This window comes from Micromonospora sp. ABR4_055 (genome assembly GCF_056160425.1).
Map to the genome: position 1 here is coordinate 1 of NZ_JBSWXD010000190.1, position 11,328 is coordinate 11,328.

Annotated in this window: 13 protein-coding genes; 10 read left to right on the forward strand and 3 right to left on the reverse strand. The window is 70.3% G+C overall.

All coding sequences use genetic code 11. The features are described 5' to 3' along the window. Positions 1-195: hypothetical protein (locus ACXAHD_RS28720; protein WP_475054524.1), on the reverse strand; the 195-nt coding region annotated here is incomplete at its 3' end. Between ACXAHD_RS28720 and ACXAHD_RS28725 the strand changes: the two genes are divergently transcribed. The 3 genes from ACXAHD_RS28725 (at position 194) to ACXAHD_RS28735 (ending at position 1,165) form a co-directional block, all read left to right on the forward strand. After that, entirely contained in the window at positions 194-448 is a 255-nt protein-coding gene (locus ACXAHD_RS28725) for a hypothetical protein (protein WP_475054526.1), read from the forward strand. The genes ACXAHD_RS28720 and ACXAHD_RS28725 overlap by 2 nt on opposite strands. Before the next feature lie 100 nt (positions 449-548). Then, positions 549-770, forward strand: coding sequence for a hypothetical protein (locus tag ACXAHD_RS28730; RefSeq protein WP_281554435.1), 222 nt, complete (start codon positions 549-551; stop codon positions 768-770). Positions 771-787: 17 nt separating this feature from the next. After that, positions 788-1,165 carry a DUF6401 family natural product biosynthesis protein gene (locus tag ACXAHD_RS28735; protein ID WP_281554434.1) on the forward strand — a complete coding sequence of 126 codons (378 nt, stop codon included), beginning with the start codon at positions 788-790 and terminating at the stop codon, positions 1,163-1,165. Between the two features lie 38 nt (positions 1,166-1,203). Here the strand turns inward: ACXAHD_RS28735 and ACXAHD_RS28740 are convergent, their stop codons facing one another. After that, a complete protein-coding gene (locus tag ACXAHD_RS28740; RefSeq protein ID WP_281554433.1) occupies positions 1,204-2,091 on the reverse strand; it encodes a mechanosensitive ion channel family protein in 888 nt (295 codons plus the stop codon). 143 nt (positions 2,092-2,234) lie between these two features. Between ACXAHD_RS28740 and ACXAHD_RS28745 the strand changes: the two genes are divergently transcribed. The 5 genes from ACXAHD_RS28745 (at position 2,235) to ACXAHD_RS28765 (ending at position 8,045) form a co-directional block, all read left to right on the forward strand. After that, positions 2,235-4,403, forward strand: a complete 2,169-nt coding sequence (locus tag ACXAHD_RS28745; RefSeq protein WP_281554432.1) for an ATP-binding SpoIIE family protein phosphatase — start codon at positions 2,235-2,237, stop codon at positions 4,401-4,403. Between the two features lie 121 nt (positions 4,404-4,524). Next, on the forward strand, positions 4,525-5,307 hold the full coding sequence (locus tag ACXAHD_RS28750; RefSeq protein ID WP_289212688.1) for a VOC family protein: 783 nt from the start codon (positions 4,525-4,527) through the stop codon (positions 5,305-5,307). 165 nt (positions 5,308-5,472) lie between these two features. After that, a complete protein-coding gene (locus ACXAHD_RS28755) occupies positions 5,473-6,888 on the forward strand; it encodes a glycoside hydrolase family 6 protein (protein WP_281567363.1) in 1,416 nt (471 codons plus the stop codon). Positions 6,889-7,014: 126 nt separating this feature from the next. Further along, complete coding sequence (locus ACXAHD_RS28760) at positions 7,015-7,617, forward strand: YflT domain-containing protein (RefSeq protein ID WP_281554429.1); 603 nt, start codon at positions 7,015-7,017, stop codon at positions 7,615-7,617. A gap of 293 nt (positions 7,618-7,910) precedes the next feature. After that, positions 7,911-8,045 (forward strand): hypothetical protein, encoded by a 135-nt coding sequence (locus ACXAHD_RS28765; RefSeq protein WP_281554428.1) that lies wholly within the window; start codon positions 7,911-7,913, stop codon positions 8,043-8,045. Positions 8,046-8,078: 33 nt separating this feature from the next. Here the strand turns inward: ACXAHD_RS28765 and ACXAHD_RS28770 are convergent, their stop codons facing one another. Then, positions 8,079-9,068: a pirin family protein gene (locus ACXAHD_RS28770; protein ID WP_289213564.1), complete on the reverse strand. Its 990-nt coding sequence runs from the start codon at positions 9,066-9,068 to the stop codon at positions 8,079-8,081. A 570-nt stretch (positions 9,069-9,638) separates the two neighbouring features. Between ACXAHD_RS28770 and ACXAHD_RS28775 the strand changes: the two genes are divergently transcribed. After that, on the forward strand, positions 9,639-10,127 hold the full coding sequence (locus tag ACXAHD_RS28775; protein WP_281554426.1) for a transglutaminase-like domain-containing protein: 489 nt from the start codon (positions 9,639-9,641) through the stop codon (positions 10,125-10,127). 284 nt (positions 10,128-10,411) lie between these two features. Further along, positions 10,412-11,221, forward strand: coding sequence for a SigB/SigF/SigG family RNA polymerase sigma factor (locus ACXAHD_RS28780; protein WP_281555542.1), 810 nt, complete (start codon positions 10,412-10,414; stop codon positions 11,219-11,221). Positions 11,222-11,328: the final 107 nt, after the last annotated feature.

Genomic DNA, 11,328 nt, shown 5'->3' on the forward strand with positions numbered 1-11,328 from the left:
CCCCCCCCCCCCCCCCCCCCCCCCCCCCCCCCCCCCCCCCCCCCCCCTCCCAAAAAAAACCCCCCCCCCCAGATAACCGGTTATGTCTCGGGGGTTCGGAGATGTGGAGAAGAGACAGGCCGGGTCCGGCCGCAAGCCGTACTCGTCCGCCGGCCCCTGTTTGGCGACAGCCCGGCCGGGTAACCCGGCCGGCATGACTGATTCCGCAGACGAAGTCTGGCGCGACGAGGACCGGCTGCCGGTCCGTGAGCTGGAGCGGGCCGTAGCCGCACCAGCGGGCGACGGTGAGGTCGACGACATGACGGGCAACGACGCCGCGGCCGAGGAGGAGTTCGGCCACGACGCGGAAGCGGTGGACCGGACCGGCGGCCGCCCGGGCGGACCGGCGACGACCGACCCCGAGCGGCCGTACCGGCCGTCGACCACCGGCCGGACCGGTCCGCACTGACGTCGCCAGTCGGTCGCCAGTCCGGCCCCTGACGCATCGGTCAGCCAACCTCGTCCGATCGGCTGACGGCGGTGAGGATCATCCGAGCGAGACTTTTCGGATGCGCCCCACCGCCTCCGGATTCCTCACGCCGCGCCAGCGACGCTGGGCCTGGCTCGGCTTCCTGCTGACCGCGATCCAGGCGCCGGTCTCCGCCTACCTGCTGCCGGACGGCTCCTGGCTGTTCAGCGTCTGCGTGGCGCTGATGGTGGCCACGGTGATCCTCGCCGACGACGCGGCCCGCCGCCGCCCGGCCCCGGCCGACATCCGACGCGTCGAGTAGCCGGGCGGGCACCGCACATGAGTCCGTTCCCCGCCGCCCCGCACGGCATGCTGGCCGTCCCGGCCGCCCGAAGGGCGGCGCAGACCTCGTTGGCCGATCTGCACACCTCGCTCGGCGCCGCCGGCCTGGCCGCCGCCGCAGTCCTGCCCGGCCTGCTGGCCGAGCTGGATCAGCACGCCGCCGCGATCCGGGACCGGCTGTTCGCGGATCTGCGTCCGCTCAGCCCGGTGACGCTGGCCCGGTACGCCGATGGCGTGCGCGACGCGGCCACCGAGGCCGGCTGGCGCCCCCCGGTGGTCGGGCCGACCACCCAGTGGACGACGGTCGACTGGGTGACGTTGCGGCTGGTCGCCGTCTGCCAGCTGGCCGGGATCAGCGGCGCGGCCCCGCGCTGACCCCGGCCCGTACCGGCTCACCGGCCCGACCGGACGGATCAACCGCGGGACGTTCCGCCCGGTCCGGTCATACCACCGGGCCGGTTGGCGCCCGGGCCGGCCATGCCCCGACCGCTGGCCGCCTCCCGGCCACCGGACATCGCCGGCGCCTGCTGGGTCTGCGGAATCACCTGCGTCGGTTCGTTCATCCGGCCACCGGCGTCGTCCCGGCCGGCCTGGTACGCCTGCGCGCTGTCCCGCATCGCCTGTGACTCCTCCGCCATCCGGGTCAGCCAGCCCTCCCACCGTTGCTGCATGGGTCGGACCAGGCCACCGCCGACGCCGACGATCAGCACACCGGCGATGGTGGCGAGTACCGCGATCAGCACCGGGGTAGTGACCGTGGTGGCGATGCCGACCTGGTTCAACGCGGCGATGACGCCGAGCGCGACGATGAACACCGACGCGGCGGTAGCCAGCAGCCGGCCGTAGGAGAGCCCGCCGAGCGCACCCGACACCAGGTCACGTACCGCGGTCGCGATGGCAGCGGCGACGACTACGATGACGATCGCGACGAACGCCCGCGGCAGCCACGCCACAACCGCGCTGATCAGGTCGCTGATCGGGTTCGGCCCCCAGACTCCGAACGCGAACTGCAGGGTGAACAGCAGCACCGCGTAGTACGCCAACCGGGCCAGGATGTCGCTGGCGTCGTACCGGGTCCGTTCCAAGGCCTTGCCGATGCCGCCGCGCTCCACCGCCCGGTCGAACCCGACCCGTTCGAGCGCCTTGTCGACGCCCTTCAGCACTGCCCGCGCGATCAACCATCCGACCACCAGAATCGCGATGAACGCGATGGCCCGGGGCACGAAAAGTATCACGGACCGCCACATGTCAGTCAGCGCGTTGCCGATGTCGACCTGCGCCGACGCGTACGTCGAGGACATCCGGTCCCCCCTCTCCGGCTCATCTACCGATGCGTCGCCTCGTTGTCGTACGGACGCGCTGCATCGCCTACCGCCGGCCCGCATACCCACCTTGCGCCGGTCCACGCCACCCGCCGACGGCGGCCCCGGATAGGCTGCCACCCATGGCAGGCACCGCCGGGCAGACCCGGGACACCCCGTCGGGGGTTCCGGCTGCGCGTTCCGCCACCCCGGCCGGCACCAACCCGGACAACGCCGCACCGGACAACGCCGTACCAGCCGGGCAAGTCGACCGGCATGACTGGGCGAGCACGCCGCTCGGTCGGTCGGATGGTTGGGATCCTGCGGTACGGGCAGCGGTCGAGTTGGTGCTCGCTTCACCGGTGCCAATGGCTCTGGTCTACGGCGACGACTTCCTGATGATCTACAACGACGCCTACGCGGAGCTGCTCGGTGCCAAGCACCCGGAGGCGTTCGCCCAGCCCGCCGCCGCGGTGTTCGCCGACGCGTGGCACCGGCCGGGCGTCGGCGACGTGGTGGCACGGGTCTACCGCACCGGCGAACCGTTCCTCGAGTCGGAGGCCGTGGCACCGTTTGGCACCGGCGAGTCGGGCCCGTTCGGCGGTACGGCATTCACTCGTGGCTACTCGGCGGTCCGGGACAGCGACGGGCGGATCGTCGGGATGCTCTCAGTCGCGACCGAGACCGGCACCATCACCCACCGGTTGCAGAGCCTCAGCGAGCTGACCTCGGCATTGGCCGGCACACTCACCCTCGACGACGTCGCCCGGGTCGCGCTGCGGTACGGCCTGGCCTCGCTCGACGTCGATCAGGTGGCGCTCGGCATCGACGACGGTGGCGGGTGGCGGGTGGTCCGCCGGGTCCGCGGTGAGCTGCTCGACGAAGCCGACGAGCGGTTGCCTCCGGTGTGGCGCCGCATCCCCCGGGACGCGGCCACCCCGTTGGCCACCGTCGCCGGCACCGGTGTCCCCCGGTTCACCGGGGAGGGCCGGCCGCTCGCCCGGTACGCCACGGACCGGCACGACGAGCTGGTGACGGCGCTCGCCGCCCTGCCGCTGCGAGCCGGATCACTACGCGGTGGAATCACCTTCGGGTACCGAGATCCACATTCGTGGGCGCCGGCCGAACGGGCACTGCTTTCGGCCGTCGCCGAACTGGTCACCCAGGCGGCCGAGCGAGCCCGGCGGTTCGAGACCCAGCATGGTACGGCTCAACTGCTGCAGCGCAGCATGCTGCCGGAGCAGTTGCCGGACCTGCCGCTGCTGCGGTTGGCCGCACGCTACGACCCGGGGGTGGACGGCAATTCGGCCGGCGGCGACTTCTACGACGCGTTCCGGCTTCCCGATGGCGGGCTGGCCGTGGTGCTCGGCGATGTCGTCGGGCACGATGTGCGGGCAGCGGCGCTGATGGGCCAGGTCCGGGCCGCGCTGCGCGGGCTCGCGCTGGCCGAACCGGAGCCGACGGCGGTGCTGAACGGGCTGGACCGGCTGGTGCACAGCCTTGGCGCGGAGAGCCGCAACGAGGAACTGTTCGTGACCGTGCTGTACGGGGTGCTCGATCCGGCGACCGGCGGGTTGACCGTGTCCAGCGCTGGTCATCCCGCTCCGCTGATACGACGCTGGTCGTCGACCACCGCGAGCGCCGAGTTCGTCCCGGTGCCGCCCGGGCCGCCACTCGGTCTGGCCGGGCCACGGCGACCGACCCGGGTCGAGCTGCGCCCCGGCGACACGCTGCTGATGTTCAGTGACGGCGTGGTGGAACGACGCGGTCAGGATCTCGGCGACGGGATGTCCGCTCTGGCCGCAGCCGTCGCCGAGACCAGCACCAGCGATCCGCGCAATCTCTGCGCGGTGGCCAGTGCGGCGGTGCCCGGTACCACCGACGACGACGTGGCGGTACTCGCGGTGGAGCATGCGGCCGCGCCGAGCCGGTCGGCGGGGTTGCTGGTTCCTGCCGAGCCGATCGCACCGAGCCGAGTACGGCACTGGTTGGCCGGCCAACTGGCCGGGTGGCAGGTTCCCGAGTCGGTGATCGGGCCGGCGGTGCTCTGTGCCAGCGAGTTGACCACGAACGCCCTGCTGCACGCCGGCACCGAGGCACGGGTCGAGATCGATCTCAGCCAGGAGCGGCTACTCGTCTCGGTAGCTGACAGTGGCACCCGGGGCACGGTCAGTCGGGCGCACATCGACACATTGAGTAGCCGCGGCCGGGGTCTGGGTCTGATCGAGCAGTTGAGCGACACCTGGGGCACGGACCCCTCGGTACGCGGTTCAACCGTGTGGTTCGAGATCATGTTGCCGATCGACTCGTAACTCCGATGTTTACCCAAAGTGACATCAATTGGGCCATTCAGCCGAGTCGCAGCGGGCGTCTCCGTGGCGTAGGGTAACTGACTACGCCAATCGGATAAACGACGCGAAGAGGTACAAAGCGGTGCGAATCAGAGGCTACGCCACGGGAACCCCCTGCTGGTCCGAACTACGCACCAGCGACACCGCGGGTTCGAGCGACTTCTACCACGGACTGTTCGGGTGGAAGCCGGTTGACGAGCCGAACAGCACCGGTGTCGAGTTCCACCTGCGAGACATGGCCGTCGCTGGGCTCGCCCCGCCCCTCGCCGCAGGCCAGCCGGCGGCCTGGCTGACCTACCTCGCCTCGGACGATCTGGCCGCGACAGTCGAAAGCGTGGCCCGGGCCGCCGGATCGACACTCTCACCGCCCGCCCCGGTTGCCGAGCGGGGCCACTTCGCCCTGATCGCCGATCCGCAGGGTGCCGTGTTCGGGCTCTGGCAGCGGAGGGCCTTCCCGGGCGCGCAGGTGACCGGCGAGCCCGGCGCTACCTGCTGGAACGAACTCGCCACCCGGGACGTGGCCGGTGCCGGGGCCTTCTACGGCTCGGTTTTCGGGTGGACCACGCGACCCAGCATCTACAGCGAAGGGTCCGGATACCAGGAGTGGTTGCGGGAGACCAGTGAGGTGGCCGGGCTGATCGAGATGGGCGAGATGTACCCGCCGCAGGTTCCGGCGCACTGGCGGACGACCTTCGAGGTCGACGACTGCGAGGCGGCGGTGCAGCGCTGCCAGGCGCTCGGCGGAACGGTCTCCTTTGGTCCGTACCAGGCTGGTCCGGGTACCTACGCACAGTTGACCGACCCGTTCGGTGCCGCGTTCGGGATCATCGCCGTGCGTCCGGAGTTCCGCACGCCGCTCGACTGACCCGACTGCCGGCCGCGTCTGATATTTCACTTTATACCGCCTTTGGGGCAGTTGGCGTCACAAGCTCTTCACATATCAGCAACATCCCCGTACGGTGGTCGATATCCATGGGAGCGCTTCCACTGAACGCTCTCAATATATCGTCCCTATCCGGAGGGAGCACGCATGCGCAGAAGATCTGCGCTCACCGCAGTTGGCGCCGCCGCCGTCATGGCGTTCACAGCGGCCACCGCGGTCGGTGTCGGGCTGCTGCAGCCCACGGCAGCCCAGGCCGCCGACTCCGCCTTCTACGTCGACCCGGACACCTCGGCCGCTCGCTGGGTGGCGGCGAACCCCGGTGACTACCGGGCGAATGTCATCCGCGACCGGATCGCCTCGGTGCCCCAGGGCCGCTGGTTAACCCAGTACAACCCAAGCGAGGTACGCGGCCAGGTCGACGCCTTCGTGGGTGCCGCCGCCGCGGCCGGCAAGATCCCGATCATGGTGGTCTACAACATCCCCAACCGCGACTGCAGCAACCACAGCAGCGGTGGCGCGCCCAACCACAGCGCCTACCGGCAGTGGGTCGACCAGGTCGCGGCCGGGCTCGGCAACCGGCCCGCATACATCGTGCTCGAGCCCGACGTGCTCGCCCTCATGGGCACCTGCATGAGCCAGTCGGAGCAGGCCGAGGTACGCGCCTCGATGGCCTACGCCGGCAGGGCGCTCAAGGCGGGATCGTCCCAGGCCAAGGTGTTCTTCGACGCCGGACACTCGGCCTGGCACGCCCCGTCGACGATGGCGGGCCTGCTGGTCGGTGCGGACGTGGCGAACAGCGCGGACGGCATCTCCAGCAACGTGTCCAATTACCGCAGCACCAGCGAGGCAGTCAACTACGTCAAGGCGGTCATCAGCGCCACCGGTGCCAACCACCTCACCGCGGTCATCGACACCAGCCGTAACGGCAACGGCCCGCTCGGCTCCGAGTGGTGCGACCCGGAAGGTCGGGCCATCGGCACGGCGAGCACCACCAACACCGGCGACAGCAAGATCGAGGCATACCTCTGGGTGAAACTGCCCGGCGAAGCTGACGGCTGCATCGCAAACGCGGGCCAGTTCGTACCGCAACGGGCGTACGACCTGGCGATTGCGGCCGGCCCTGTGCCGACCACCGCACCGCCGACGACCGCACCGCCCACCACGGCTCCGCCGCCCACCACGGCACCCCCGCCCACCACGGCACCCCCGCCCACCACCGCTCCGCCGCCCACCACGAACCCGCCGGCCGGCGCCTGCAGCGTCAGCTACACCACGAACCAGTGGCCTGGCGGCTTCACCCGGGATGTCCGGATCACCAACACCGGTGGCTCGGTCAGCAGTTGGACCCTCGCCTTCACCGCAGGATCCAACGTCAGCCTGAGCAACGGCTGGAACGGCGACTGGTCCCAGTCCGGCAGCCAGATCACGGTCCGCAACGCTGCCTGGAACGGCTCACTGGCCTCCGGTGCCACCGTCAGCATCGGCTTCCAGGGGACCTTCTCCGGCAGCACCCTGCCGCCGCTGAGCAACATCACCCTCAACGGCGCGGCCTGCGCGAGCTGACGCCCAAGTCAGGATCCCCAGGTACACTTCGGCCCCTCCCGGCATCGGGAGGGGCCGAAGTCCGTGCGGGGACCGGGTTACCCGGGCGGCTCACCGGGCACTCCTGCCGAGGAGAGGAGGCCAAACATGACCAGATCCACGACCCGTACGGATAATCCGTCGCCGGGCATGTTCGGCGACACCGCCAACTTCCCGGCCAGCAACCTGCCGGCCGGACCAGCCGGACCAGCCACCGCACCCGGTGCCGCGCCACAGAACGGCGGTCCCGCACGGACCAGTGTGACCGTCGCCAGCCATCCGGACTACGCCTCCGCGCAGCGCGCCGTCGACCGGCTGTCGGACAACCGGTTCCCGGTGGAACGCACCGCCATCGTCGGCACCAACCTGCGGCTGGTGGAAGAGGTCACCGGCCGACTCACCACCGGCCGGGCAGCGTTGGCCGGCGCGGGCACCGGCGCCTGGTTCGGACTGTTCATCGGCCTGCTGATCGGCATCTTCGCGGTGGTGAACTGGCTGGGCATCATCGTCACCGCCGTGGTGATCGGTGCGGTCTGGGGTGCCGTGTTCGGTGCGGTGGCGCACGCGATGACCGGAGGCCGGCGGGACTTCTCCTCCCGCAGCCTGCTACAGGCCAGCCAGTACGGCGTGACGGTCGACGCCGAATACGCCGACCGGGCCCACCAGGTGCTACGGGAGTCGACCCAGCAGGCCGGACGCACATCCCGTTGACGAGGGCCGGCCCCAGCCGGCAATCACGAGTGGCGGGGCGGGACGGCACCCCGGGTGTTGTCCCGCGCCGCTCCGGCACCCCACCACCTGCCGGCACCTCCGGCACCCCACCACCTGCCCGTGCCTCCGGCACCCGTCACTTTGCTATTCCCAGGAGGGTGTTTGGGCGGGGCCGGCCGGGTACCCGGTTGCTGCGGCGACACCCACAGATGGCACAGCTCCGGGATTCACGGACGCGGCCTGGCGCCTACCGTCATTGTCGAGATGCCAGGGCAGCACGCTGAGGAGGCACGATGAGCACCGAGATCGTAACCCCGGATCCCCAGCAGACCTACTCGAACCGGACCGTCCAGAGTGAACAGGGACTGCTCCTCGCGGTCCTGGTGATGGTGGTGCTGGGCGTACTCGGGGTGTTCCTGGTGTCCTGACCGCCCAGTCCGGCTGTCAGCACGTCGGTGAACTCAACGTGGCAGCTGCTGACCGGTGCCGTGCGGGACGTCGACCGCCGGCACCACCCCCAGTCGACCTGCCTGGTAGTCCTCGAACGCGGCGAGCAGCTCCGCCCGGGTGTTCATCACGAACGGTCCGTACCGCGCGACAGGTTCCCGGATCGGCCGACCGCCCATGACGTACACGTCGAGCTGCGGTACGCGGCTGTCCTGTCGGACGTCGGCGGCGATCCGCAGCGTGTCGCCGGGCCCGTGGACAGCCAGTTGACCGGTGTGCACGGGCCGCAGATCGGGGCCGACGGATCCCCGACCACCCAGGACGTACACCAACGCGTTGAAGTCGGCCCGCCAGGGCAGGTCCACCTGCGCCCCCGGCTGCACCGTCAGATGGCTGATGGTGATCGGGGTGTGGGTGGAGCCGGGACCGTCGTTCCCGGCGACCGAGCCGGAGATCACCCGGATCAGCGCTCCTCCGTCCGGGGTGCTGAGCAGGGCGACCTGGTCGCCCCGAATGTCCTGGTACCGGGGCGAAGCAAACTTCTTCGACCGGGGCAGGTTGACCCACAGCTGGAGACCGTGGAAGAGCCCGCCGCTGGCGACCAGGTGTTCCGGTGGTGCCTCGATGTGCAACAGTCCGGAACCGGCGGTCATCCACTGGGTGTCCCCGTCGGTGATCGTGCCCCCACCACCGTGCGAGTCCTGATGGTCGAAGATCCCGTCGATGATGTACGTGACAGTCTCGAAGCCGCGGTGCGGGTGCCAGGCGGTGCCCTTCGGCTCACCCGGCGCGTACTCCACCTCGCCCATCTGGTCCAGGTGCAGGAACGGGTCGAGCTCGCCGACCGGCACGCCGGCGAACGCCCGGCGGACGGGGAAACCCTCGCCCTCGAAGCCGCTGGGGGCGGTGGTGACCCGGTGGACCGGCCGGATCGTGCCGGCGGCCGGATCGTGGGCCGGCAGGCGCGGCAGTACGAGTACGTCGTCGACGGTGATGGCTGGCATCGGAGTCCTCATTTCCGGACGATATGCGCTTTGCGCTGGTTTTCCGGGCGATGTGCGCGTTGCGCTGGCGGCCGCGTCATCGACTCCGACCAGACATCCACCGGTTGCAGCGTACGCTCTGATCAAGGGTTCAACCATCCACCGGACGTGACGGGGTCGCTCCCGGCAGCCGGTGCGACGATTGCGTCCGACGGGTACCAATGGGCGATAGGTGACCATCGGACGACTCCGGCTACAGGAGAGATTGGCTGCCGGCTCAGCTACCACATCGAAGCGCCGGCCACACTGGTACTGCAGGTCACTGCGTACCGGCCGGCCCCGCCGGCCCGGTTGGTGGCGAGCACCGCGGACGGCGACGACGTTGCCGTGACGGAGATCGACGGGAGCTGGGCCGCCGGCGGCCGTCAGCATCTGGTAAGTGCACCGGTCGGAGATCTCACGGTCTCGTACCGCGTGACCACTCTGCCGCCTCCGGCGTCGGACCAGGCCCCGGCAGCGGCCGGGTCAGCGGTCAGTCAACTGGATCGCGTCATCTACACCCGGCCGAGCCGCTACTGTCCGTCGGACCGGATGACGGGATTCGCGGCCGCCCGGTTCGCCGGCTACCCCGACTCCGTCGACTCCCTCCGGGCGATCTGTGACTACGTCCACAGCCGGACCTCGTACACGGCCGGGGCGAGCGGGCCCGGCACCGACGCCGCCGAGACGTTGCTGAGCGGGGTCGGCGTCTGCCGCGACTACGCACACCTGACGGTGGCGCTCTGCCGGGCCGTCGACATCCCGGCGCGAGTGGTCGCGGTCTACGCACCCGGCCTGGCTCCGATGGATTTCCATCTGGTCGCCGAGGCCGCCGTCGGTGACCGGTGGTACGTGTGGGACGCGACCCGGCTGGCACCCCGGCCCAGCATGGTGCGGATCGCGACCGGCCGGGACGCGGCGGATGTCGCCTTCGCGACCGCCCTCGACGGCGTGTCGGAGCTGACCGGGATGTCCGTCCTCGCGGTCGCCCCAGGCGACCTACCGGTCGACGAGCACGAGGCGCTGGTGGCGCTTCATTGACCCTGAACGGGGTAACCGGGGCCCGGAAGCGGTGCGAGTGCACAGCGAAATGTCCGACTTGATCTGTCATGGGCGATAAATACATCGTACTTTCGGCTAGCTTTTGATTGACCGACCGGGTTAGTGTTGGAGGCCGAAAGACCCTAGCGGACACAGCAGAACGCACCACTTTCCATATCCGCGGACGAGGTGCAGGGAGGACCACCATGACCGCGACACTGACCGGACACCGCACGGTGACCGAGCCGACGACACTTGCCGAGCCGAATACAGTGGACCGGACGATGACACCGGACCGGACGATCACAGCGCCGGCCACACTGGACCGGCGGGTGACCGCACCGGAGGACAGCGCAGCCGATCTGCTGGCCGCGATGGCGGCGCTGCCGCCCGGTCACCCGTCCCGGGAGGCACTGCGCGACCGAGCCATCGAGGCATGGCTTCCGCTGGCTCAGCACCTCGCCCAGCGCTACAGCGGCCGGGGTGAGCCAACCGACGACCTCGCTCAGACCGCAGCCGTCGGCCTGATCAAGGCCATCGACAAGTTCGACCCCGCGCGCGGCGTCGACTTCGCCGGCTACGCGATCCCGACGATCATCGGTGAACTGAAGCGGCACTTCCGGGACCGGACCTGGGACATCCGGGTGCCCCGCCGGCTGCAGGAGCTACGGCTGAGCATCTCGGAGGCGAACAGCACCCTGCTGCAGACGCTGGGCCGGTCACCGACGGTCGCCGACATCGCCGCACACCTGCGGATCACCGAGGAGGAGGTGCTCGAAGGCCTGGAAGGTGCCCGCGCGTACAACGCGGTGTCGCTGTCCACACCGACCGGCGACGGCGAGCGCGCCACCGAGTTGGCCGACATGCTCGGTGCCGAGGACCGCGAGTACGAGCTGGCGGAGCTGCGGGTCGCGCTCGGCCCAGCGCTGGCCACCCTCGACGAACGCGAGCAGCGCATCCTCACCCTGCGCTTCTACGGCAACCTGACCCAGTCGCAGATCGCCGATCAGATCGGCGTGTCCCAGATGCACGTGTCGCGGTTGCTCGCCAGGGCACTGACCAAGCTCCGCGGGCAGTTGCAGTCGACGTACTGATCGGCCCGATCGGTGGGTCCGACGGTGCCCGCCGCCTGGTTGCGACCCACGCTGAAGGCTCCCACCGGCTGCGGCCGGGGCACAACCGCCCAAACGACCACCACCAA

Coding starts and splice junctions, on each gene's coding strand:
- ACXAHD_RS28725 (WP_475054526.1), top strand. CDS start 194: ATGACTGATTCCGCAGACGAAGTCTGGCGCGACGAGGACCGGCTGCCG.
- ACXAHD_RS28730 (WP_281554435.1), top strand. CDS start 549: ATGCGCCCCACCGCCTCCGGATTCCTCACGCCGCGCCAGCGACGCTGG.
- ACXAHD_RS28735 (WP_281554434.1), top strand. CDS start 788: ATGAGTCCGTTCCCCGCCGCCCCGCACGGCATGCTGGCCGTCCCGGCC.
- ACXAHD_RS28740 (WP_281554433.1), bottom strand. CDS start 2,091: ATGTCCTCGACGTACGCGTCGGCGCAGGTCGACATCGGCAACGCGCTG.
- ACXAHD_RS28745 (WP_281554432.1), top strand. CDS start 2,235: ATGGCAGGCACCGCCGGGCAGACCCGGGACACCCCGTCGGGGGTTCCG.
- ACXAHD_RS28755 (WP_281567363.1), top strand. CDS start 5,473: ATGCGCAGAAGATCTGCGCTCACCGCAGTTGGCGCCGCCGCCGTCATG.
- ACXAHD_RS28760 (WP_281554429.1), top strand. CDS start 7,015: ATGACCAGATCCACGACCCGTACGGATAATCCGTCGCCGGGCATGTTC.
- ACXAHD_RS28765 (WP_281554428.1), top strand. CDS start 7,911: ATGAGCACCGAGATCGTAACCCCGGATCCCCAGCAGACCTACTCGAAC.
- ACXAHD_RS28770 (WP_289213564.1), bottom strand. CDS start 9,068: ATGCCAGCCATCACCGTCGACGACGTACTCGTACTGCCGCGCCTGCCG.
- ACXAHD_RS28775 (WP_281554426.1), top strand. CDS start 9,639: ATGACGGGATTCGCGGCCGCCCGGTTCGCCGGCTACCCCGACTCCGTC.
- ACXAHD_RS28780 (WP_281555542.1), top strand. CDS start 10,412: ATGACACCGGACCGGACGATCACAGCGCCGGCCACACTGGACCGGCGG.